The 23,051-nt window shown below is 67.2% G+C and carries 24 protein-coding genes; 12 read left to right on the plus strand and 12 right to left on the minus strand.

What is annotated here, in order from left to right; translation table 11 throughout:
• Positions 1–4: 4 nt before the first annotated feature.
• The 4 genes from BLW48_RS24085 to BLW48_RS24100 all read right to left on the minus strand — a co-directional run bounded on the left by BLW48_RS24085 (position 5) and on the right by BLW48_RS24100 (position 4,014).
• Complete coding sequence (locus BLW48_RS24085) at positions 5–856, minus strand: carbohydrate ABC transporter permease (protein WP_093058276.1); 852 nt, start codon at positions 854–856, stop codon at positions 5–7.
• Positions 853–1,734, minus strand: coding sequence for a carbohydrate ABC transporter permease (locus BLW48_RS24090; RefSeq protein ID WP_093058275.1), 882 nt, complete (start codon positions 1,732–1,734; stop codon positions 853–855). The genes BLW48_RS24085 and BLW48_RS24090 overlap by 4 nt, the downstream gene beginning before the upstream one ends.
• A 42-nt stretch (positions 1,735–1,776) precedes the next feature.
• Positions 1,777–3,159: an ABC transporter substrate-binding protein gene (locus BLW48_RS24095; protein WP_093078812.1), complete on the minus strand. Its 1,383-nt coding sequence runs from the start codon at positions 3,157–3,159 to the stop codon at positions 1,777–1,779.
• Between the two features lie 111 nt (positions 3,160–3,270).
• On the minus strand, positions 3,271–4,014 hold the full coding sequence (locus BLW48_RS24100; protein ID WP_093058273.1) for a FadR/GntR family transcriptional regulator: 744 nt from the start codon (positions 4,012–4,014) through the stop codon (positions 3,271–3,273).
• 149 nt (positions 4,015–4,163) lie between these two features.
• Between BLW48_RS24100 and BLW48_RS24105 the strand changes: the two genes are divergently transcribed.
• The 5 genes from BLW48_RS24105 (at position 4,164) to BLW48_RS24125 (ending at position 8,746) form a co-directional block, all read left to right on the plus strand.
• Positions 4,164–5,900 carry an IlvD/Edd family dehydratase gene (locus BLW48_RS24105; RefSeq protein ID WP_093058272.1) on the plus strand — a complete coding sequence of 579 codons (1,737 nt, stop codon included), beginning with the start codon at positions 4,164–4,166 and terminating at the stop codon, positions 5,898–5,900.
• A gap of 1 nt (position 5,901) precedes the next feature.
• Positions 5,902–6,810, plus strand: a complete 909-nt coding sequence (locus BLW48_RS24110) for a 2-dehydro-3-deoxygalactonokinase (protein ID WP_093177893.1) — start codon at positions 5,902–5,904, stop codon at positions 6,808–6,810.
• Positions 6,807–7,454: a 2-dehydro-3-deoxy-6-phosphogalactonate aldolase gene (locus BLW48_RS24115; RefSeq protein WP_093177894.1), complete on the plus strand. Its 648-nt coding sequence runs from the start codon at positions 6,807–6,809 to the stop codon at positions 7,452–7,454. Before BLW48_RS24110 ends, BLW48_RS24115 begins: the two co-directional genes overlap by 4 nt.
• Before the next feature lie 28 nt (positions 7,455–7,482).
• Positions 7,483–8,235 (plus strand): aldolase, encoded by a 753-nt coding sequence (locus BLW48_RS24120; protein ID WP_093058269.1) that lies wholly within the window; start codon positions 7,483–7,485, stop codon positions 8,233–8,235.
• Between the two features lie 196 nt (positions 8,236–8,431).
• On the plus strand, positions 8,432–8,746 hold the full coding sequence (locus BLW48_RS24125) for a hypothetical protein (protein WP_093177896.1): 315 nt from the start codon (positions 8,432–8,434) through the stop codon (positions 8,744–8,746).
• A 33-nt stretch (positions 8,747–8,779) separates the two neighbouring features.
• On the opposite strand, the gene BLW48_RS24130 is transcribed toward BLW48_RS24125, so the two are convergent.
• The 4 genes from BLW48_RS24130 to BLW48_RS24145 form a co-directional block, all read right to left on the minus strand.
• Positions 8,780–9,487: an SDR family oxidoreductase gene (locus tag BLW48_RS24130; protein ID WP_093177897.1), complete on the minus strand. Its 708-nt coding sequence runs from the start codon at positions 9,485–9,487 to the stop codon at positions 8,780–8,782.
• A 39-nt stretch (positions 9,488–9,526) separates the two neighbouring features.
• Positions 9,527–10,948: an MATE family efflux transporter gene (locus BLW48_RS24135; RefSeq protein ID WP_093177899.1), complete on the minus strand. Its 1,422-nt coding sequence runs from the start codon at positions 10,946–10,948 to the stop codon at positions 9,527–9,529.
• A 19-nt stretch (positions 10,949–10,967) separates the two neighbouring features.
• Positions 10,968–12,284, minus strand: coding sequence for an MFS transporter (locus BLW48_RS24140; protein ID WP_093058265.1), 1,317 nt, complete (start codon positions 12,282–12,284; stop codon positions 10,968–10,970).
• A 104-nt stretch (positions 12,285–12,388) separates the two neighbouring features.
• The gene (locus tag BLW48_RS24145) at positions 12,389–12,844 is read right to left on the minus strand and encodes a MarR family winged helix-turn-helix transcriptional regulator (protein WP_093058264.1); all 456 of its coding nucleotides are present in this window, start codon (positions 12,842–12,844) and stop codon (positions 12,389–12,391) included.
• 75 nt (positions 12,845–12,919) lie between these two features.
• Here BLW48_RS24145 and BLW48_RS24150 point away from each other — a divergent pair, with 75 nt between their 5' ends.
• From BLW48_RS24150 to BLW48_RS24180, 7 genes are all read left to right on the plus strand, one after another.
• Positions 12,920–13,468 carry a PaaI family thioesterase gene (locus tag BLW48_RS24150; protein ID WP_093058263.1) on the plus strand — a complete coding sequence of 183 codons (549 nt, stop codon included), beginning with the start codon at positions 12,920–12,922 and terminating at the stop codon, positions 13,466–13,468.
• A gap of 232 nt (positions 13,469–13,700) precedes the next feature.
• Positions 13,701–14,765: a Fe(3+) ABC transporter substrate-binding protein gene (locus BLW48_RS24155; RefSeq protein ID WP_093078822.1), complete on the plus strand. Its 1,065-nt coding sequence runs from the start codon at positions 13,701–13,703 to the stop codon at positions 14,763–14,765.
• A 34-nt stretch (positions 14,766–14,799) separates the two neighbouring features.
• On the plus strand, positions 14,800–16,479 hold the full coding sequence (locus BLW48_RS24160) for an ABC transporter permease (RefSeq protein WP_093177901.1): 1,680 nt from the start codon (positions 14,800–14,802) through the stop codon (positions 16,477–16,479).
• On the plus strand, positions 16,476–17,159 hold the full coding sequence (locus BLW48_RS24165) for an ABC transporter ATP-binding protein (protein ID WP_093177903.1): 684 nt from the start codon (positions 16,476–16,478) through the stop codon (positions 17,157–17,159). The genes BLW48_RS24160 and BLW48_RS24165 overlap by 4 nt, the downstream gene beginning before the upstream one ends.
• A gap of 104 nt (positions 17,160–17,263) precedes the next feature.
• A complete protein-coding gene (locus tag BLW48_RS24170; protein ID WP_093177905.1) occupies positions 17,264–17,947 on the plus strand; it encodes a glutathione S-transferase family protein in 684 nt (227 codons plus the stop codon).
• Positions 17,948–18,018: 71 nt separating this feature from the next.
• A complete protein-coding gene (gene gloA / locus BLW48_RS24175) occupies positions 18,019–18,432 on the plus strand; it encodes a lactoylglutathione lyase (RefSeq protein ID WP_093058258.1) in 414 nt (137 codons plus the stop codon).
• Positions 18,433–18,450: 18 nt separating this feature from the next.
• A complete protein-coding gene (locus BLW48_RS24180) occupies positions 18,451–19,008 on the plus strand; it encodes a DUF1697 domain-containing protein (protein ID WP_093177907.1) in 558 nt (185 codons plus the stop codon).
• Here the strand turns inward: BLW48_RS24180 and BLW48_RS24185 are convergent, their stop codons facing one another.
• From BLW48_RS24185 to BLW48_RS24200, 4 genes are all read right to left on the minus strand, one after another.
• Entirely contained in the window at positions 19,009–19,740 is a 732-nt protein-coding gene (locus tag BLW48_RS24185) for a haloacid dehalogenase type II (RefSeq protein WP_093177909.1), read from the minus strand. It lies immediately after the preceding gene.
• Positions 19,741–19,748: 8 nt separating this feature from the next.
• Complete coding sequence (eda, locus tag BLW48_RS24190) at positions 19,749–20,390, minus strand: bifunctional 4-hydroxy-2-oxoglutarate aldolase/2-dehydro-3-deoxy-phosphogluconate aldolase (protein WP_093058255.1); 642 nt, start codon at positions 20,388–20,390, stop codon at positions 19,749–19,751.
• On the minus strand, positions 20,381–22,222 hold the full coding sequence (gene edd / locus BLW48_RS24195; RefSeq protein ID WP_093058254.1) for a phosphogluconate dehydratase: 1,842 nt from the start codon (positions 22,220–22,222) through the stop codon (positions 20,381–20,383). Before edd ends, eda begins: the two co-directional genes overlap by 10 nt.
• A 203-nt stretch (positions 22,223–22,425) precedes the next feature.
• Positions 22,426–22,974: an OmpA family protein gene (locus tag BLW48_RS24200; RefSeq protein ID WP_093058253.1), complete on the minus strand. Its 549-nt coding sequence runs from the start codon at positions 22,972–22,974 to the stop codon at positions 22,426–22,428.
• Between the last annotated feature and the right edge of the window lie 77 nt (positions 22,975–23,051).

Raw genomic sequence — 23,051 nt, forward strand, 5'->3', positions numbered from 1 at the left:
TCGTTCAGCTCTTGACGGCGCCGGCGGTCAGGCCGCCGACCATGTAGCGCTTGAATGCGTAATAGATGGCCGCGGGCGGCAGTGCGTAGATGAGGCCGGTGGCCATCAGCAGCTCCCACGGCGAATCATCGGCCGACAGGAAATTGCCCAGCGCCACCGCCAGCGTCACGCTCTTGTCGTTCGACAGCAGCAGGAAGGCATAGAGGTACTCGTTCCAGGCCAGCAGCAGCGAATACGTGCCCACGGCCACCAGGGACGGCACCATCAGCGGCAGGTACACGAGGCGGAACAGTTGCAGCGGCGAGGCGCCGTCCATGCGCGCGGCTTCGTCGAGCTCGTAGGGCAGCTTGTCCGACGCCTGCTTCAGCACCCAGATGCAGTACGGCGAGGCGATGGTCACCATCGCCAGGATGAGCGCCCACTGGCTGTTGAGCAGCCCGTAGTTGCCCATGGTCTTGTACATGGGCACGGCCAGGAACGCCGCCGGAATGAAGTACGTGAACAGCGCCAGGTTCATCACCGTGCGCCCGCCGCGCACACGCAGCCGGCTGATCGCGAAGGCTGCCGTGGTTGCCACGAAGAGCGTGATCGCGCCGACCGACACCGCGATCAGCAGCGAGTTCCACAGCTGCAGCCAGAAGTGGTCGAGGTAGAAGTGCTTCTGCTGGAACACGATGCGGAAGTTGTCCAGCGTCGGGTTCTTGGGCCACAGGTGGCCCGAGGTCGCGGAGTCTTTCGACGAGATCGCGAACAGCACCATGTGATAGACCGGGATCAGCGTCCACAGCAGCACCGGAATGCCGATGAGCAGCAGCTTGGCCTCTGTCGCCACGGCCTTGGGGGTCCAGCGCTTCATTTCGAGAGCCTCTTCATCATGAAGTACACGAGCGGCAGCACGAGTGGCAAGGCCACCACGATGGATGCCATCGACAGGTCGACCTGGTCGAGCCGCAGGTAGCGGATGCCCAGCGTGGCGAGCACGTGCGTCAGGTCGGCGGGGCCACCACCGGTGAGCAGATAGACGCTGTTGAAGTCGCCCAGCGTCCAGATCATCGAGAGGATCAGCGAGGTGATGTAGAGCGTCTTGAGCGCAGGCCAGCTCACGAAGCGGAACTTCTGCCACGACGAGGCTCCGTCGACCGAAGCCGCTTCATATTGCTCGGTGGGAATGGCCAGCCGCCCCGCCACGAGGATGAGCGTCCAGAACGGCAGCGACTTCCACACGTGCACCACCATCGCGAAGCTCAGCGCCAGCGCAGGGTCGTTGAGCCAGTTGGGACCATCGGCGCCGGTCAGGCGAAAGATGGTGCTGTTGATCACGCCCCACTCCGGGTTCAGCATGAAGCGGATCGACAGGATGGTCGGAATCGAGGGCATCGCCCACGGGAGGATGAAGATCGCCGAAATGATCTTGATCCACCAGCGAGACGTTACGAAGAAGCCCGAGAGCACCAGCGCCACGAGCATCTTGAGGTTGATCGCCACGACCAGGAAGATGGCGGTGTTGATCACGGAGCGGAAGAAGATCGGGTCTTCGACCAGCTTCACGTAGCTTTGCGGATGGCGGGCGAGCCAAAGCCCGTAGCCCACCGGGTACAGCACGAACACCACGAACACCAGCAGGTAGGGCACGACCATGACCGCGCCCCAGAACTGCCAGCGCGCATGCCGCGCCCCGAGATTGACGACAGGCGCCGGTGTGGTCGACGCGGCGGCGGTGGCAGTGGCGCTCATGGCATGCAGCTGCTGTTGTGACGGGTGCCGTGCGTGCGCGGCTTACTGCCCCGCCACCGTCTTGATGCGCGCGATCATCTCGTCCACGGCCTTGTCCACAGGCACCTTGTCGGTCACGACGCGGCTCATGGCCTTGGCCCAGACGTTCTCGTTGTTCAGCACGGTGAACTTGTAGTTCTTGGTGAATTCGAAGGTCACGGTGCCGGCGGCGTACTGGTTGTAGACCGACAGGCGGTGCGGGTCGGCCTTCCAGAAGTCACGCTGCTGCGCGGTCTTGGTCACGGGGAACCAGCGGCCCAGCGAACCCTCGACGTACGGCGTCAGGTTTTCTTCCTGCAGCAGGAAGGTGACGAACTCCTTGGCACGGGCCTTGTTCTTCGCGTCCTTGAACACCACGCCGGTCTTCACGGCCGTGCGGTAGACCATCTTGCTGCCGTCGGGCTTGCTCGGGAAGCCGGCCGTGCGGATGCGCTCGGTGTAGTTCTTGCGCGCTTCCTCACGCTGCTCGGGCGTGAGCGAGGCGTTGTTCGAATCGTCGAGCCACTTGGCGGCAATGGAGATGGTCGCGTTGTGCGTCATCACGGTCGTCTTGTTGTGGAACGCGACGTTGTTGTCCGGGTCCTTCCAGCTGGTGGAAGAAGGCGGCGTGCAGCCCTTGGTGTAGGGCGTGGTGTAGTCGGTCATGGCGCCGATCAGGCCGGTGCGCACCTTCGGGTCGTCGACCAGCAACTTGCCGTTGTCGTCCACCAGCTTGACGTTGTAGGCGTCCATGAAGGTCAGGAACGAATAGAAGGCGTCGCTCGAATCAACGCCCATCGGCATGCCGATGCCGAAGTTGCGCTTGCCGCTTTCCTTGCGGCTGGCGGGCTGCACCTTGTCGCACCAGAACGACCAATACTCCTTCCAGGTGGTCGGGATGTCCGACTCCTTGAAGCCCGCCTCGGCCAGCATGTCGCGCCAATACTCGATATGCATCGTCTGCTGCTTGATCGGGAAGGCGTAGTAGGCCTTGGTCTTGGTCTGGTCGTTGTAGAGGTAGGTGGTCTCCAGCGTGTTGGGCGCGAAGCGGTCCTTCATGGGCGTGAGCACGCTGCTGATGTCTTCGAGCTTGCCGTCGTAGGCCCACTTGCCGGTGACCTGGAAGTCGTACACGTCGGCGTACGCCACATCAGGAGGGCTGCCCGAGTCGAGCGCGGACACGGTCTTGGGGATCATGTCCTGGATCGGGTACTGCGACAGTTCGATCTTCACGTTCTTGTTCTTCTCCTCGAACTTCTTGATGGCGGCGAACAGCGCGTCGTCCTCCGCCTTGTAGAAGCCCTTGACCCACCATACGGTGAGTTTTTCCTGCGCGGCAGCGTGGCCTGCCGACAGCAGGCCCAGCGCGACCAGCGTCGGTGCAATCAGCGACTTGACGAGTTTCATGGTTGGTGTCTCCTTCTTCTCTTGGGTGGAATTTGCTCGGGGCGCGAGCGTAGGGTGAAAGAACCGGATGCGAACTGCGGACAAACGCGTAGACGGCGCCGATACGACCAGCTAACTGGCCTTGAGCCTGGGCGGTGGTCTGCTCAGGCGCGGCAATCGTCGGCGCGAGCCCAGCACGTCCTCGATGTCCTGGCGCGCGCCGTCGATGAGACGGATGATCGCGAGCTCCGCCCTGGCCGGGTCGTGCGCGATCACCGCGTCGAGCACCGCGCGATGCAGCGGCAGCGAAAGCGTGGGGCCGTCGGGCTTGGTGGTCGAAATCTCGAAGCTGGTGCGCAGCAGCGCGTTGAGCACCTTGCTCATCTGCGACAGCATGCGGTTGCCCGCGGCACTCAGCAGGCCGTTGTGAAAGCGCAGGTCGAAGGTGACGTAGTCGCCGCCGTTCTCCACGGCTTCCTTCATGCCCGCGAAGGCGCTTTCTATTTCCTCGATGTCGGTGGCCGTGGCCCGTTCGGCCGCGAGCCTTACTGCCGCCGGCTCCACCACGCGGCGCAAGTCCTGCAGGTCGCGCAGGAACTCGGGCGTGAGCCCCGCGCGCGCCTGCCAGGTAATGACGTCGGGATCGAACCAGTTCCACTTGTCCTTGGGCAGCACGCGCGTGCCGACCTTCGGCCCCGTGACGATCAGGCCCTTGGCCGCCAGCGACTTGATGGCCTCGCGCACCACGGTCCGGCTAACGCCGAGTTCCTCGCCGAGCACGGGCTCGGAGGGGATCGACGCGCCGATCGCATAGCGCCCCGCCACCACGGCTTCACCGAGGAGTTCGAGCGTGCGACCGTGGATGTTCTTGATCATGTGCGATGTGAAATCTGGTATCTCGCCGCTCGAAAACACTAAGGCTCCGGCGCATTGTTCACGCTTATCATATGATGATTGAAACGCTGGATCGGCAGGACAAACCCTGAGGGTCGAGCCCACGCATCGACAACAAAGAGAGACATTTCATGAGCACCGCCCCAAAGAAAAAACCCGGTGAACTTCGCAGCCAGCAATGGTTCGGCCGTCATGACCGCGACGGCTTCATCTACCGCAGCTGGATGAAGGGCAAGGGTGTGCCGCACGACCAGTTCGACGGTCGCCCGGTCATCGGCATCTGCAACACCTTCAGCGAACTCACGCCTTGCAATTCGCACTTCCGCACGCTCGCGGAGCAGGTGAAGATCGGCGTGTACGAAGCGGGCGGCTTCCCGCTCGAATTCCCCGTGATGTCGCTCGGCGAAACGCTGCTGCGCCCCACCGCCATGCTGTATCGCAACCTCGCGAGCATGGACGTGGAAGAAAGCATTCGCGGCAATCCGCTCGACGGCGTGGTGCTGCTCATGGGCTGCGACAAGACCACGCCCGCGCTCATGATGGGCGCGGCCAGCGTCGACCTGCCGACCATCGGCGTGTCGGGCGGCCCGATGCTCTCGGGCAAGTGGCGCGGGCAAGAGCTCGGCTCGGGCACCGGCGTGTGGCAGATGAGCGAGCAGGTGCGCGCCGGCACACTCAAGCTGCAGGAATTCTTCGAGGCCGAGAGCTGCATGCATCGCAGCCACGGCCACTGCATGACGATGGGCACCGCGAGCACCATGGCCAGCATGGTCGAGTCGCTGGGCATCGGCCTGCCGGGCAACGCGGCCTACCCCGCCGTGGACGGCCGCCGCAACGTGCTGGCACGCCAGGCGGGCAGGCGCATCGTCGACATGGTTCATGAAGACATGAACATGTCGAAGATCCTCACGCGCCAGGCCATCGAGAACGCGATCAAGGTCAACGCGGCCATCGGCGGCTCGACCAACCTCGTGATCCACCTGCTGGCCATTGCGGGCCGCATCGGTGTCGACCTCTCGCTCGACGACTTCGACCGTCTCGCCTCCGATCTGCCCTGCCTCGTGAACCTGCAACCCTCGGGCCAGTACCTGATGGAAGACTTCTGCTACGCAGGCGGCCTGCCGGTAGTCATCAAGGAAATCGCCGAGCACCTGCACAAGGACATCCTCACCGTCACCGGCCAGAGCCTGTGGGAGAACGTGAAGGACGCCGAGAACTACGGCCCGCAAGTCATCCGCACACTGGCGGAGCCCTTCAAGGAAAAGGCCGGCATCTGCGTGCTGCGCGGCAACCTCGCGCCCAACGGCGCCATCATCAAGCCCAGCGCGGCCACGCCCGAGCTGCTGGTGCACAAGGGCCGCGCGGTGGTGTTCGAAAGCGCCGAAGACCTGCACAAGCGCATCGACGACGAGAACCTCGACATCGACGAGCACTGCATCATGGTGCTCAAGAACTGCGGCCCCAAGGGCTACCCCGGCATGGCCGAAGCGGGCAACATGCCGCTGCCGCCGAAGGTGCTGCGCAAGGGCATCACCGACATGGTCCGCATCAGCGATGCACGCATGAGCGGCACGGCCTACGGCACGGTGGTTCTGCACACCGCGCCCGAAGCGGCCGCGGGCGGCCCGCTGGCGCTGGTGCAGGACGGCGACATCGTCGAGCTCGACGTGCCGAACCGCAAATTGCATCTGCATGTGAGCGACGAAGAACTGGCCGAGCGCCGTGCGAAGTGGGTGGCACCGAAGGCGCCGCTCGACTCTGGTTACTGGAAGTTGTACGTCGATACAGTTTTGCAGGCTGACCAAGGGGCTGACCTGGCCTTCCTGCGTGGTCGCCGCGGGGCATTCGTGCCGCGCGACAATCACTGAGATGACAAGACTGGTAGCAATCGACTGGGGCACGAGTTCACTGCGCGGCGCACTGCTGGATGCCGGCGGCAAGGTGCTGGAAGAACGCAGCGATGCGCGCGGCATCCTCACGGTGCCCGAAGGCGGTTTCCCCGCCGTCTTCGAGACGCTGTTCGGTGACTGGATGCGCCTTGAGGGCACGCGCTGCCTGATCTCCGGCATGGCCGGCAGCAAGCAGGGCTGGGTGGAAGCGCCCTACTGCGCCTGCCCTGCGGGCCGTGTCGAAGTGGGCCGCAAGATCATCGACATCGATGCCATTCCCGGAGCCCGCATCGCGATCGTGCCGGGCCTGAGCGACGAGCACGCCGGCGTGCCCGACGTGATGCGCGGCGAAGAGGTGCAGATCTTCGGCGCGATGGAGCTCACCGGCCTGAGCGAAGGCGTCTTCGTGCTGCCCGGCACGCACAACAAATGGGCCACGGTAAAAAAGGGCCGCGTTGCGGGCTTTCGCACCTACATGACGGGCGAGTTCTATGCGCTGTTGAGCCAGCACTCGATCCTGGCGCGCACGCTCGATGCATCGGCACCGCTCGACGAAGCCTCGTTCCTCGAGGGCGTGACCCGCTCCGAAAACGGACACGGCCTGCTGCACAACGCCTTCGGCACGCGCACGCTCGCGCTGTTCGAGCGCATGCCGAAGGAAGAACTCGCGAGCTACCTCTCGGGCCTGCTGATCGGCGAAGAGTTGCGCACGCAGTCGCTGCAGGCGGCCGGCGAGGTGATCCTGATCGGTTCGTCTGCCCTCACCCAGCGCTACACACTGGCCCTGCGCGCCACCGGCGTCGCCACGCGCACGCTGGGGGCCGAAGCCACCTGGGCCGGGCTGCATGCGCTGTCCGGCTTTCTCGATTCCGACAGAATTCCCGCATGAGCACCCCCACACCCCTCGACAAATTCGGCGCCGCGATGCGCGAGCTGCCTCTGGTGGCGATCCTGCGCGGCCTCACGCCCGCCGAGGCAGCCGATGTCGGCGACGCCATCGTCGAGCCCGGCTTCCGGCTGCTCGAAGTGCCGCTCAATTCGCCTCAGCCGCTGGAAAGCATCGCGCTGATGCGCAAGCGCTTTCCGCAGGCGCTGGTCGGCGCCGGCACGGTGCTTGGCGCGCAGCAGGTGCGCGAGGTTCATGCGGCCGGCGGCGAGCTGATCGTTTCGCCCAACTTCAACGCCGAAGTCATCGCCGAAGCCGTGCGGCTCGGCATGGTCTGCCTGCCGGGCGTGATGACGCCGACCGAGGCCTTCGGCGCGCTCGCGGCCGGTGCCACCGGGCTCAAGCTGTTCCCGGCCGAACTGGCTTCGCCCGCTGTGGTGAAGGCGCTATTGGCCGTGCTGCCGGCCGGCACGCCGGTGATGCCCGTGGGCGGCATCACGCCCGCGAACATGGCCGAATGGCGCGCGGCTGGCGCGGCCGGCTTCGGCATCGGCTCAGCGCTCTACAAGCCCGGCAAGCAAGCCGCGGCGGTGCGCGACGATGCGAAGAAATTCATCGCGGCCTGGACGGGCACAACCCTCGCCTGATCTACGCCCTTCCTCCGCAACAAGAAAAATGGAGAGCCCCTCGATGTCCGCCGATGCCACCTACGCCAGCCCTGCCGTCCGCAAGCTGCGCGAAGACCTCGCCCTGGCCCTGCGCGCCGCCGCCCATCACGGGCTGTCCGAAGGCGTCTGCAACCACTTCAGCGTGATGCTGCCGGGCGCGCAAGACCGCTACCTCATCAACCCGCGCGGGCTGCACTGGAGCGAGATCGGCCCCGACGACATCGTGCTGATCGACGTGCATGGCGAGGTGCTCGCCGGGCGCCATCGCGTGGAGCCCACAGCCCTCTTCATCCACGGCGCGGTGCATCGCATCACGGGTCATGCGGTCGTGCTGCACTGCCACATGCCGTACGCCACGGCGCTCACGATCACGGTCGACCGCGCGCTGGACCCGACCGCGAGCCAGAACGCCATGCGCTACATGAACCGCATCGCCGTCGACGCCGAATACAACGGCCTCGCGCTCGACGACGCGGAGGGTGAACGCATCGCCCGCGCCATGGCGGGCAAGGACGTGGCCTTTCTCGCGAACCACGGCGTGATCGTGGCCGGCGGCAACATCGCCCACGCCTACGACGACCTTTACTACCTGGAGCGCGCCTGTCTGCACCAGGTGATCGCGCAGTCGACCGGGCGCCCGCTGGTGCCGGTCAACGCGAAGCTGGCCGCGCACGTGGCGGCGCAGATCCAGGGCGAGCGCGAGCAGTCGGACCTGTTCTTCGAAGCCCTGCGCCGCATGCTGCCCGCCCCGCGCGGCTGAACTTCCGGCCGATACGGCCAATGGCCTATCCGCGGGACATGTTCCGCGGTGCAAACTCCATTCACAATTGTGTCTTGGCCTTGCTACGTCCTGCGCGCAAGGCGCTTACAGCTCTTCATCCGATTTCGCTCCAGCCTTACACCAACTTCACACAAGGCCGCGAGGATGGGGCTTCCAACCACAACCGGGGGATCACATGAAACAGCTTTCTTTTGCATTCGGCGCCGCGGCCCTTCTGTCGCTGGCCACGCTCACCGTTCCGGCCCAGGCCCATGCGAGCGGAAACTTCATCCAGGCGCAGGTGTATGTCGTGCCCGCACCGCCGCCTCCGCGCCGCTACTACGCACCGCCGCCTCCGCCGCGTCACTACTACGGCCCCGGCTATCGCCGCGACGGCTACTACGACCGCCGCTGGGATGACCGCCGCCGCCATGGTGGCCGTCGGGACAACGACGGTGACGGTGTACCCAACCGTTACGACCGCCGGCCCAACAACCCCTATCGCTATTGATGAAGACCCGGGCCGCTTGCCCGGGTTTTTCGTTCAGGTTGCGGAACCCGCATAGGGCGGCGTCGCGCTCGACAGGGTCTGCTTGAGCTGCCGCGAGACTTCGTCCGCCAGCACCTCGGGCCGCCCCGCCTCAATGCCCGCCAGCGCCTGGCGCGCCACGTCGTCCGGCGAGGACTTGTCGCCCTGCACGTGCGCTGCCATGTCGGTGTCCATGTAGCCCACGTGCAGGCTCGTGACCTGCGTGCCCTGCCCGGCCAGTTCGTTGCGCAGGCCGTTGCTCAGCGACCAGGCCGCCGACTTGGTTGCGCTGTAGGTCGCCACGCTCGGGAAGGTGGTCCAGCTCAGGGCCGACAGCACGTTGATCACACCTCCGCCGCCGTTGGCCGCGAGCACGGGCGCGAAGGCCTGCGTCAGCGCCCAGGGGCCGAAGAAGTTGGTTTCGAATTCGGCGCGAGCTGCAGCCAGCGCATCGGGCGAGCCGAGGAAGCTGGAGCCGCGCGAGATGCCCGCGTTGTTGACGAGCAGCGTGACGTCGCCGCAGGCACGCACGGCCGCTTCGATCTGCGCGGGCTGCGTCACATCGAGCGCCACCGGCGTCACGCCGGGCAAGGTGACGCTCTTGGGGTCGCGCGCCGCGCCATAGACCTTGCGTGCGCCTGCTGCCAGCGCTGCCTTCGCAAAGGCGAGACCGAGGCCGCGATTGGCGCCAGTGATGAAGACCACGGAGTCCTTGATTTTCATGATGAGTCTTTCGTTGATGGAAATCGTTGAAAACTGTTCTCAAGCCTGCGCCACGCGCCGCAGCAGGCCGCTGGTGGTGCGCGGCCAGCCCACGCGGCCGAACCAGGCGCCGCCCGCGATGGCCGATGCGATCACGATGCCGTACACCACGAGTGCCACGCCCTGCGCCGCGAACACGCCGGTGAGCCCGCCGCCCCAGCGCAGCGCCAGCCAGCCGCCCGTGCCGGCAACCGCCAGGCGCGCGATGTTGCCCAGCACCGGCCACAGCAGCCGCCCCGCGCCCTGCGACGCGAAATACAGCACCAGCCCGACACCGAAGAAGCCATACAGCGGCCCCACCACGCGCAGGTAGTGCGCGCCGGTTTCGAGCATGGCCGGGTCGTTGCCGAACAGCAGCAGCCATGGGCGCGGGAACAGCGCGGCCGCAATGCCGATGGTCTCGGTCAGCGCAAAAGCCAGCGCCGCGCCGGCCCAGGTGGCACGCAGCGCACGCTCGCGCTGCCCGGCGCCCATGCAGGTGCCGACCATCGCCACCAGCGGCGCGCCCAGCCCGAACACCAGGGGCACCAGCAGGTATTCGAGCCGCGAGGCCGTGCCGTAGCCAGCCAGCGCGCCCGAACCGAAGTGCCCCGTCAGCGCAGTGGCAATGCCGATCGACAGGTTGGTCGCCACCGTCGACACCGCGCCCACCAGCCCGATGCGCAGGATGTCGCGGAACAGCGGCCAGCGCAGCTTGAGCGCGGCCAGCGTGGGCCGCAGCAAACTGCGCGGCGAGCGCAGGTAGACGATGAGCGCGATGGAGCCCAGCAGGTAGTACAGCAGCAGCGCCATCGCGCCGCCCGCGATGCCCATGCCCGGCAGCGGCCCGACGCCGAAGATCAGCAGCGGCGACGCCGGAATGAGGAACACCACGCCCACCACCGTCACGTTGGCCGGCACCGACATGTTGCCGGTGCCGCGGATGATGGCCGAGAGCGAGTTGAAGAGCCACACCAGCGTCGCGCCCGCGAACACCCAGTTCGAGTACGTGAGCGCCGCGTCGAGCGCGGGCCCGGTGCCGCCCATGATTCCGTACAACCAGCGCCCGCCCAGCAGCAGCGCCAGCGTGAAGCACAGGCCGAAGCCCAGTGCGATGACGATGGCGTGCCACACCAGCGCGTCGGCATCGGCGCGGCGGCGTGCGCCGAGCGCACGGGCGATCGACGAAGCGATGCCGCCTCCCATCGCGCCGCTCGATGTCATCTGCATCAGCATGACGATGGGGAACACCAGTGCCATGCCCGCGAGCGCATTGGTGCCGAGCTTGCCGACGAAGTAGGTTTCGATGAGGCCGACAGAGGCCTGCGCCACCATCACCAGCACGTTGGGTGCAGCAAGGCGCAGCAGCGTGGGAACGATGGGGGCTTCGAGCAGGCGGCGCGTGCGCGGGTCGAGTTCAGTGGCGCTGTTTGGAGCGGTCATGGCGGGAACCTTGGTGCGTTCAGGCACGGGCCGCGGCGGAAGGCGTGACCGGCGAGCCGGCCTTCGCCGCCGGGCGGCGGATCATCATCACGATCAGCGCCGCCACCAGGCAGGCCGCGCCAGCCGCGTAGAGCGCCGGTGTGTAGGTCAGCAGCAGCGTGCGAGCAAAGCCGGCGCCGTAGGCAGCCGTGGCGGCGCCCAGCTGGTGCGCGGCAAAGACCCAGCCGAACACCAGGCCCACCTTGGCGGGGCCGAAGGCGGCGCCCGCGAGCTTGACGGTCGGCGGCACGGTAGCGATCCAGTCGAGGCCGTAGAACATCGCGAAGATGCCCAGGCCGTAGATGGTGAATTCCGAATGCGGCAGCCAGAACAGCGACAGCCCGCGCAGGCCGTAGTACCAGAACAGCAGCTTGCGGTTGTCATAGCGGTCCGACAGCCAGCCCGAGAGGATGGTGCCGACGAAGTCGAAGGCGCCCATCATCGCGAGCACCGAGGCAGCGGGCACCGCGCCCATGCCGTTGTCGCCGCACAGCGAGATGAAGTGCGTCTGCACGAGTCCGTTGGTGCTCAGTCCGCAGATGAAGAAGGTGCCGGCCAGGATCCAGAAGGTGCGGTTGGTCGACACCTCCTTCAGCACGCGGAACGGCGTGGCGAAATTCATCGCCGGCGCTGCTGCGGCGGGCGCTGCCGGCTGCGTGCCGGGCAGTTCGCCGTAAGGCAGCAGGCCGATGTCCGAAGGCCGGTTGCGCATGAGGCACAGCGCCAGCACGCCGATGAGGATGCTGCCGATCACGATCGGCACGATGGCCGAGCGCCAGCCCCAGTGTTCGATCATCCAGGCCGCGAACGGCAGGAAGGCCAGCTGCCCGGTCGCCGAACTCGCAGTGAGCATGCCGATCACCAGCCCGCGCCGCGCGACGAACCACCGGTTCGCCACCACCGCGCCGAGCACCAGCGCCGTCATGCCGGTGCCCAGGCCCAGCATCAGGCTCCACAGCACGAACAGCTGCCACAGCTGCGAGGCCATGGTGACCAGCGCCATGCCCATGCCTACGAGCGCCAGGCCGGTGCAGATCACCGCGCGCAGGCCGTAGCGTTCCATCAGCACCGCGGCGAATGGGCCCATGAGGCCGAACAGCGCGAAGCGCAGCGCAAGCGCCGACGAAATCTGCTCGGTGCTCCAGCCGAACTCCTTGCCCAGCGGCTGCAGCATGGCGCCCGGCAGGCCCAGCGCGGCCGACATGGTCAGCATGGTCAGGAAGGTGATGGCGGCGACGATCCATCCGTAGTGGATGCCGCGGCGCTGGAGCCATGCGGAAACGGGGGTGGCGAACATGGGACCTCTGCTGTTGGAATGAGATGTGGAGGAGAAGAAAAAACGGGAGCCGCGCGCGACGGAACGCGTGATGGGATGGGGTCGGGAAAGCGGTTGGAGGCGGGTCAGTCGTCGCCGTCGGGCACGTCTTCGGCGCCCAGCAGTTCCATCGACTCGTCGATCAGCAGGTGCAGCGCCAGCACGCGCTCCACACCCAGCAGCGCATTGAGCTTTTGCTGCGCGGTCTTCCAGTGGGCCAGCGCCTCGCGCCGTTTTTCTTCGCCCTCGGGCGTGACATGCACCAGCCGGCTGCGCGCATCGGCGCCGGCGGTCTGCGCAACCAGGCCTGCGACGATCAGCGGCTGCAGGTTGCGGCTCAGGGTCGAAGCGGTCATCTTGAGTTCGCCCGCCAGGTCGACCGGCCGCGAAGGGCCGAGCCGCGCGAGGTTCGACAGCAGCGAGTACTGCGTAGTCTTCAAGCCGCTCTTCGACACCTCGGCGTCGTAGAACTGCGAAAGACGGCGCGAAAGCTGGCGCACCTTGAAGCTGGTGCAGCCGCGTGGCTTGGTGGGGGTGTCCATGGGATATTATTGTATGTGCAACTATTGCATATGCAACTACCACCCTCCGCCAAAGCCCCCAGAAGGAACACAGGCATGACACAAAACCCCAACCAGCTCGAAACCTGGATCGCCGAAGAACGCCGTATCGCCGAGCGCCTTGATGCCGGCCCAGGCCCCGGCCTAGCCCGCCCCGAACAGATCGCGGGCAAGACCGGCCTCGAAGTGATGCAGGCGATGCTGAACGGCGACATTCCCTACGCAGCCATCGCCAAGACGCTGGACTTCACGATCCTCGAAGTGCGCCAGGGCGTGGCCATCTTCCAGGGCACGCCGCTGCCGCAGCACCTCAACCCGCTGGGCACCATCCACGGCGGCTGGGTCGCGACGATGCTCGATTCGGCCCTGGGCTGCTCAGTGCACACGATGATGCCGCCCGGGCGCGCCTACACCACCGCCGAGCTGAGCGTGAACTACGTGAAGGGCCTTACGCCCAAGGTGCAGCGCGTGCGCGCCGAAGGAAAGGTGATCCATTGCGGCAAGCAGCTCGCCACCGCCGAAGCTCGCCTCTACGGACCCGACGGCACGCTGTTCGCGCACGCCACGACCACCTGCCTGGTGTTCGAGGTGCTGCCGGCGCGCTGAGCCCCTGCGCCCGGATTGCCATCGGGTTGGGCGGGAGGGCGTCAGCAGGAGGAAGCGGTCGCCATCACATGCTGCTGAGCAGCGCAGGCACCGCACTTTGCAACGAGGCAGTAGGCCTTCGACCTGTAAGTCCAAAGGCGTCGCAACTCACACCTCCAGTGATAATTATTCTCATCCGAGACCTGCAACAGGCCTCGGTGCTTTCCAGAACACCCGCCCCCGGAGGATCCTCATGACCGAACGCTCAAGCGTCCAAGGCCGCGCCGCGCGCGCATTGTTCGCCACCAGCGCCGCCTGGCTTGCCGTCGCCGCCCTGCCCGCACAGGCTGCCGCAGCCGACGAACTCACGCTCTACACGACGCGCGAGCCCGCGCTGATCCAGCCGCTGATCTCGGCTTTCAGTGCGCAGAGCAACATCAAGGTCAACACCGTGTTCGTGAAAGACGGCCTGCTGGAGCGCGTCAAGGCCGAAGGCGCACGCTCGCCGGCCGACGTGCTGATGACGGTGGACATCGGCAACCTCATGGACCTGGTCGACGGCGGAGTGACGCAGCCGGTGAAATCGGCCGCGCTCGAATCGGCCATTCCGGCCAACCTGCGCGGCGCCGACGGCCAGTGGTTCTCGCTCTCGCTGCGCGCGCGTGTGCTGTATGCCGACAAGAGCCTGCCCCTCACGAGCTTCCGCTACGAAGACCTGGCCAACCCGAAGTACAAGGGCAAGGTCTGCATCCGAGCCGGGCAGCACCCCTACAACACCGCGCTGGTCGCCTCGCTGATCGCGCACGACGGCGAAGCCAAGGCCGAGCAGTGGCTGCGCGGCGTCAAGGCCAACCTGGCACGCAAGGCCACGGGCGGCGACCGCGACGTGGCGCGCGACATCCTCGGTGGCATCTGCGACGTGGGCCTGGCCAACTCGTACTACGTCGGCCAGATGAAGAGCGCCAAGGAAGGCACTGACGCGCGCAAGTGGGGCGACGCCATCAAGGTCGTGCGCCCGACCTTCGCCAATGCAAAAAGCGGCGGCACACACGTCAACATCAGCGGCGCGGCCGTGGCAAAGAACGCGCCGCAGCGCGCCAACGCGGTCAAGCTGCTCGAGTTCCTGGTGTCGGAACCGGCGCAGTCGCTGTACGCGCAGACCAACTATGAATACCCGGTGCGCAAGGGAGTGGCACTCGACCCGATCATCGGCCAGACCATCGGCGAGCTGAAGGTCGATCCGCTGCCGCTGACCGAGATCGCGAAGTACCGCAAGCAGGCCAGCGCCCTGGTGGACAAGGTCGGCTTCGACCAGTGACATGGATGGCCGGGCACGCCTTGCCGGCGACTGAATGCTGACAGCGCGGCGCCAGCCGCCGGGCCTGCGCGCCGCGGGCCCGGCGTGGCGCTGCGCGTCGTTCCTGATCGCCATCGGCGTGCTCGCGCCAGTGCTCACGCTGGCTTGGCTCGCGTTCGGTTCGGGCGTCAGCCATTGGGGTCCGCTGTTCGCACATGTACTACCGCAGGCGGCGCTCAACACGGCCTTGCTGCTTACGGGGGTGGGCGCACTGGTGCTGGTGATCGGCACCGGCTGCGCGTGGCTGGTAACGGCGCACGACTTTCCAGGGCGCGGCGTGCTGCACTGGGCGCTGCTGCTGCCGCTGGCGATGCCGACCTACATCGTCGCCTTCGCGTACCTCGACCTGCTGCACCCCATCGGCCCTGTGCAGGGCGCGATCCGCTGGGTGCTCGGCTTCGACAGCCCGCGCCAGTTCCGCCTGCCCGACCTGCGCTCGATGCCCGGCGCGATCTTCGTGCTGGGCTTCGTGCTCTACCCGTACGTCTACATGACGGCACGCGCGATGTTCATGACGCAGCCGGCGCACCTGATGGAAGCGGCGCGCATGCTCGGCGAGAGCCGGCGCGGCGCGTTCTTTCGCGTGGCGCTGCCGCTGGCGCGACCGGCGCTGGCCGTGGGGCTCAGCCTGGCGCTGCTCGAAACGCTCAACGACATCGGCGCTTCTGAATTCCTGGGCGTGAACACGTTGACGGTGGCGGTCTACACCACGTGGATCACGCGCTCCGACCTGGCCGGAGCAGCGCAGATTGCGTGCGCAATGCTGTTCGTGGTGGTGGCGCTGGTCTGGCTCGAACGCAACGGCCGGCAGCACCAGCGCTTCGGTTCGGCACAACGCATGCGCGCGGTGCAGCCACGGCGCCTGCATGGCGGCGCGGCCTGGGCTGCGACTATGACGGCAGCGACGCCCGTGCTGATCGGCTTCGTGGCCCCTGCGCTCTACCTCGTCTGGGAAAGCGCCAAGCGGCTGCAACAGGGCGGTGGCGTTTCCCGGGGTCTGATCGCGAGCCTCGGCAACACGCTGGCACTGGCTTCAGGCGTCACCGTGGTCGCGGTGGCGGCGGGGCTGGTCGTCGCCTGGGCTTCGCGCAGCCAGGGCTCAAGCCTCAACCGTGCGCGCTGGCAGGCGCGTGTAGCAACTCTGGGCTATGCCGTGCCGGGCACAGTGCTGGCCATCGGGCTGCTCACGCCTGCGCTGGCCTTCGATGCCGCCCTGGCCACCGCGCTCGGCTGGCAGGGCCTGCCGCTGATGGGCGCCGGCGTCGTGCTGGTCGTGGCCTGCGCGATCCGATTTCTCGCGATGCCCGTGGGCGGCATCGAGGCCGGCCTCGCGCGCATTCCCCCCGCCATCGAGCAGGCCTCGCGCCTGCTCGGCGAAACCACCGCCGGCACGCTGCGCCGCGTGCACCTGCCGTTGCTGCGCCCCGCCATGGCTGCAGCCGCGCTGCTGGTGTTCGTCGACGCGATGAAGGAGCTGCCGGCCACGCTGCTGCTGCGGCCCGCCAACTTCGACACCCTCGCCACCTGGCTCTATGCCGAGGCCGCGCGCGGCACGTATGAAGAAGGCGCAATTGCCGCGCTCGCGATCGTGCTGGCCGGCCTGCTGCCCGTCGTGCTGCTTGCGCGCAACCAGCTGGGCACGTCCTCGCTCACACCCGGCCCCGACAAGACATGAGTTCCCCTCTGCACATCGATGCGATCACGCTCGCCTACGACACGCCGCGCGGCCTGCACACGGTCGTCGATGGCTTCTCGCTGGCATTGAACGCGGGCGACATCGGCTGCCTGTTCGGCCCCTCGGGCTGCGGCAAGACGACGGTGCTGCGCGCCATCGCGGGCTTCGAGCCCGTGCGCGCCGGCACGGTCCGGCTCGGAGACGTGCTGCTGTCGTCCGCGCAGAAGCACCTGCCGCCCGAGCAGCGGCGCGTGGGCATGATGTTCCAGGAGTACGCGCTGTTTCCGCATCTGTCGGCCGCGAAGAACGTGGCGTTCGGGCTGCGTCGCCTGGACCGTGCGGCGCAGCAATCGCGCGTCGCGGGAATGCTTGCGCTGGTCGGCCTGGCCGACGCGGGCGAACGCTACCCTCACGAACTCTCCGGCGGCCAGCAGCAACGCATTGCGCTGGCCCGCGCGCTCGCGCCCTCGCCCGCGCTGCTGCTGCTCGACGAGCCCTTCTCCAACCTCGACGGCGGCACGCGCGAGCGACTGACGGCAGAAGTGCGCGGCATCCTGAAGCAGGCCGGCCAGACCGCGATTCTCGTTACGCACAACGAGGCCGAGGCGCACGCCATGGCCGACCGCATCGGCGTGATGCACGGGGGGCGCATCACGCACTGGCTCGACACGGCGGCCTAGCACACAGGGGCCTTTTCTCGAATGGGCTTATCGGGAAAAGGTTGTTCGGGATCGCAAGAATCGCGGCGTTCCAGACACACCCATCCCAAAGAACGGAAAGCCCCATGACGCGACAAGCCCTCACCCTCGTCAGCCACCTGCTGTGCCCGTACGTGCAGCGCGCCGCGATTGCGCTGAATGAAAAAGACGTGCCCTTCGAGCGCGTCGTCATCGACCTCGCCAACAAGCCCCAGTGGTTCCTCGACATCTCGCCGCTCGGCAAGGTGCCGCTGCTGAAGGTGCAGCGCCCCGATGGCAGCGAGGCCGTGCTGTTCGAAAGCAACGTGATCTGCGAGTACCTCGAAGAAACGCAGCCCGGCGCGCGCCTGCACCCCGAAGACCCGCTCACCCGCGCCGAGCACCGCGCCTGGATGGAGTTCGGCTCGGCCATCCTCGCCGACCTCTGGGGCTACGAGACCACGCAGGACGCAGCCGTGTTCGAGCAGAAGCGCCTCGCGCTCATCGCAAAGTTCGGGCGCGTCGAGGCTGCGCTGGGCGAAGGCCCCTACTTCGCAGGCCGCAGCTTCAGCCTCGTCGATGCTGTCTTCGCACCGGTGTTCCGCTACTTCGAGGTGTTCGACGCGATCAGCGACTCGCACGTCTTCGATGCCCTGCCCAAGGTCGATGCCTGGCGCAAGGCGCTGGCCGCCCGTCCCAGCGTGCGCAACGCCGTGGTGCCTGAGTACCCGCAGCACCTGATGGAATTCCTGCAGCGCCACCAGGCCCATCTGCTGAACCTGGCAGCTTGATCGCCGCGCCGGGAGGCAGACAATAGCGGCCTCCCTTTCCGATCTTTCCCATAACTACACGGCACCACGAGATGCGACTCCTCCACACCATGCTGCGCGTTGGCAACCTCCAGCGCTCCATCGACTTCTACACCAAGGTGCTCGGCATGAACCTGCTGCGCACGTCCGAAAACCCCGAGTACAAATACAGCCTCGCCTTCATAGGCTACGGCAAGGGCAACCCCGACCAGGCCGAGATCGAGCTCACCTACAACTGGGGCACCGAAAGCTACGAACTCGGCTCCGCCTACGGCCACATCGCACTGGGCGTACCCGATGCATACGCGGCCTGCGAGAAGATCAAGGCCGCGGGCGGCAACGTGACGCGCGAGGCGGGGCCGGTCAAGGGTGGCACCACGGTGATCGCGTTCGTCACGGACCCTGACGGCTACAAGATCGAGCTGATCCAGCGAGACGAAGGCGCCGCTGGCGGCGGCCTGCGCTGAACCACGGCGGGGCTGCCCATGGCAAGCACGAAGAAGCAGGCCACGACAACCCGCCATGTCGCGCTGCTGCGCGGCGTGAACGTCAACGGCATCACGATCAAGAGCGCCGATCTGAAGGCGCTCTTCGTCGAACTGGGCTTCGGCGCGGTGCGCACCGTGCTCGCCAGCGGCAACGTGCTGTTCGACACCAGCGAGAGCGACGCCGCCGCGCTGCGCACGCGCATCGAGCAGGCCTTGCGCAAGCGATTCGGCTACGACGCATGGATCGTGCTGCTCACGCAGAAGACCGTGGCCGAGATGGCGGCGGGCTACCCCTTCGAGCGCATCGACGAAGAGCGCCATCCCTACATCGTGTTCGGCTCCGACGCCGCGATGCTCGATGAAATCGTGGAGAAGGCCGGCACCGTCGATGCTGACGTTGAACAGCTGAAGCGCGGCAAGGGCGTGCTGTACTGGCAATGCCCGCGCGGCGAGAGCCTCGATACACCGGTGGCCAAGCTGCTCGCCAAGACCCGCTACAAGTCGAGCACAACCACGCGCAACCTGCGCACGGTAGAGAAGCTGCTCACCGACTGATCAGCAGCCCAGCAGGTCGGCCAACTCGTTGATGTCGCGCGCATGCAGGTTGTTGTCCACCTGCGGCGACACATCCTTCGGCCTGGCGCGGCCGAATTCATGCGGGCGCTCGATGTACGCGGTCTTCAGGCCGCAGGTGCGCGCGGCGGCCAGGTCGTCGTGGTGCGCGGCGGCCAGCATCACCTGCCCGGGCGTTGCGTCGAACACGCCCGCCACGCCGAGGTAGGTTCGCGGGTCGGGCTTGTAGGCCTTGAACACTTCGGCCGACAGCACGCAGTCCCAGGGCAGGCCGGCGCGCTTGGCCATTTCGGTGAGCAGGCCGATGTTGCCGTTCGACAGCGTGCAGATGGTGAACTTCTTCTTGAGCCGCGTGAGCCCGGCCACCGAATCGGGCCAGGCTGGCAGTCGATGCCAGGCGCGGCTCAGGTCGCGCTTGGCGGCGGTGTCGAGGCGGTCGGCCAAGCTGAAGTCGTGCAGCACCTGTTCGAGCATGCTCAGGTGCAGTTCGTCGAGCAGCGTGAAGCCGCCCTCACCCGCGGCGATGCGCTCCATCACTGCCTTCATCGCGGGCTGGTAGCCGGCACGCCATGCCAGCGCAAAGGCTGCGCCGTCCACGCCCGGCAGTGCGCTCTCGGCCTCGGCGGCAATGCCGCTGTGCCAGTCGACCACCGTGCCGAAAACGTCGAACGCGATGACCTTGAGGTCGCTCGCGTCGAAATCAACGCCGCTCATGGCGATGCTCAGCGCGGCAGCTGGCTCGCGGCGCGTGCCAGTTGCTCGATGCGCGCCCAGTCGCCGTCACGGATCGCGTCGGTCGGCACGATCCACGAACCGCCCACGCAGGCCACGTTCGACAGCGCAAGAAACTCGGCTGCGTTGCCCGCATGGATGCCGCCCGTCGGGCAGAAGGTGACGTCGCCGAACGGACCCTGCCAGGCCTTGAGCATCGGCAGGCCGCCGGCCTGCAGCGCGGGGAAGAATTTCAGCTGCGTGTAGCCGTCTTCCTGCGCCGTCATGATTTCGCTGCCGGTGGCCACGCCGGGCAGCAGCGGCAGGCCAAGGTCGTGGCAGGCCTTGCCAACCGCGCGCGTGTAGCCCGGGCTCACGCCGAACTTGGCACCGGCCAGCGCCGAGGCTTGCGCATCGGCTGCGCTGCGGATGGTGCCGGCGCCGGCCACGGCTTCGGGCACGTCCTTGGCGATGGCCTCGATGCATTGCAGCGCCTGCGGCGTGCGCAGCGTGACTTCGAGCATGCGGATACCGCCGGCCACCAGCGCGCGCGCCAGCGGCACGGCGTCTTTCACGTCGTTCAGCACGATGACCGGAATGACCGGGGCGTCGCGCATCACGTCCAGCGCGGTGAGTTTTTCGTTCATAGCCATGAGCAGGCTCCTTCTTCTGCGGTCAATGCATTGCGGCGCATGCCGGCGAACAGTTCACGGCCGAGGCCGTGTCCGTCGGCGATGCGCTGCGCTTCGGGTTGCGTTGCGGTCTCGCGCGCTGCCCATTCGTCTTCGGGCAGCAACACGGCGAGCGTACCCGCGACGGAGTCGAGGCGGATCAGGTCGCCGTCGCGCACCTTGGCGAGCGGGCCGCCCGCTGCCGCTTCGGGCGAGACGTGGATCGCGGCCGGAATCTTGCCCGACGCGCCGCTCATGCGGCCATCGGTGACCAGCGCCACGCGGAACCCCTTGCCCTGCAGCACCGACAGCGGCGGCGTGAGCTTGTGCAGCTCGGGCATGCCGTTGGCCTGCGGGCCCTGCCAGCGCACCACGCAGACCACGTCGCGCTCCAGCTCACCGGCGGTGAATGCCTTTTGCAGCGCGGCCTGCGAGTCGAACACGCGCGCAGGGGCCTCGATGACGTGGCGGTCGTCGGGCACCGAGGACACCTTGATGACGCTGCGGCCGAGGTTGCCACTCAGCAACTTCAGGCCGCCAGTGGCGCTGAACGGGCTCGCGACCGTGCGCGTGACGGCTTCGTTCTTCAGGGGCGCGGCGGGGGTCCATTGCAGGCGGTGCTCGCCCGCATCGCCTGCCAGCGCCGGAATGTTCGCGAATTCACGGATGCCGCCCGAGCGCACCGTCAGCACGTCGGCATGCATGAGGCCGGCATCGACCAGTTCGCCGATCACGAAGCCGGGGCCGCCCGAGGCCTGGAACTCGTTCACGTCGGCGCTGCCGTTGGGGTACACGCGGCTCAGCAGCGGCACCACGTCGGAGAGCTTGGAGAAGTCGTCCCAGTCGATCAGGATGCCGGCGGCGCGCGCCACGGCCACCCAGTGGATCAGGTGGTTGGTGGAGCCGCCCGTGGCGAGCAGGGCGACCATGGCGTTGACGATGCAGCGCTCGTCGACCATCTCGCCGATGGGCGGGCAATTGAATGCTGCCTCGCCCGCCTTGCCCAGCACCGTGCGCACGGCCTCGCGCGTGAGCGTTTCGCGCATCGCGTCGCCGGGCTGGATGAAGGCCGTGCCGGGCACGTGCAGGCCCATGGCTTCGAGCAGCATCTGGTTGCTGTTGGCGGTGCCGTAGAAGGTGCAGGTGCCCACCGTGTGATAGGCGGCCATCTCGGCGTCGAGCAGGCCCTGGCGGCCCACGAGGCCCTGCGCCGCCTGTTCGCGCACCTTCGACTTGGCGCCGTTCGACAGGCCCGAGGGCATCGGGCCGGCTGGCACGAACACGGTCGGCAAGTGGCCGAAGTGCAGCGCGCCGATCAGGAGGCCCGGCACGATCTTGTCGCACACGCCGAGCAGCAGTGCCGCATCGAACATGTCGTGCGTGAGCGCGACCGCGGTGCTCATGGCGATCAGGTCGCGGCTGAACAGGCTCAGCTCCATGCCGGGCGTGCCCTGCGTGACGCCGTCGCACATGGCGGGTACGCCGCCGGCCACCTGCGCGGTGGCGCCGAGGCGGCGAGCCTCCTGCTTGATGATGTCCGGGTAGCCCTGGTACGGCGCGTGGGCCGAGAGCATGTCGTTGTAGGCTGTGACGATGCCGATGTTGGGTGCGCGCTCGGTCACCACGCGGAACTTGTCGTTGGCCGGGATGCCGGCCACGGCGTGCGCCACGTTGGCGCAGCCCATGCGGTCGGAGCCGCGGTCGCGGGCGCGGATTTCGGCAAGGCGGGTGAGGTAGGCGCCGCGCAGCCCCTGGCTGCGCTCGCGGATGCGATCGGTAACGTCGCGGACGGTGGGGTTTGTGCTGCTGCTCATGGGGGTACGTGGCTCTTGCTGCATGTCGCCAGGGCGACTGTGGGCCTGGAGGCCCATGGTAACAAGCCGGGCGCGAAAGCCCGATGAAATCCGGGCGCCAGGCAATACGAATTTACCCATTCGAGCCTTGCAGGGAGGCGCACGCAAAAAAGCCCGGCGTCACCGGGCTTCTTCTCTGATCTGGCAATCGGAGCGCGTGGCGCTCAGTCGACCAGCTTCACCTCGACGCGGCGCGCCTCGGCGTTGTTGCCAGTGCCGGCCGTCACGGCGGGCTTCTGCAGGTCGACCTTGGCCGCCGGAACACCCAGGCCCACGAGCACGTCGCGCACCATCTCGGCGCGCTTCTTCGCCAGCTGTTCGTTGATGGCGGCGTCGCCGGTGGTGTCGTGGAAGCCCGAGATCACCGCCTTGCGGCCGCTCTCGACACCCTTGATGACCGCGGCCAGTGCCTCGGCGGCGCCCGGTGCGAGATCGGCGCTGCCGGTCGCGAAGTAGAAGCTCACCACGCCGTCGACCACGCGGACGCTGGCGCCGTCGGGGATCGTGACCGTCACCGTCTCTGTGACCTCGGCCACCTTGGGCGCAGCTCCGGGTGCGGGCGCCGAGATTGTCACTGCCGCAGCGGGCTTGGCGGCCGCCGGGTTGTGCCCCTTGTGCCAGAGCACGATGCCCACCACGAAGAAGATCACCAGGGCGATCAGCGCCATGACGAATCCGATGATGAAATTCTGCTGGCTGTCGTCGTCGCTCATTGCGGGTCTTGCTCCGTAGGAAAGAGGTCGGTAAATAATGGTGCGGTGAACCATGATCAGGAAATTGTAGGCGTCGG

Origin of the sequence: Variovorax sp. YR266, from assembly GCF_900107295.1 — a bacterium.
Classification (GTDB): domain Bacteria; phylum Pseudomonadota; class Gammaproteobacteria; order Burkholderiales; family Burkholderiaceae_C; genus Variovorax.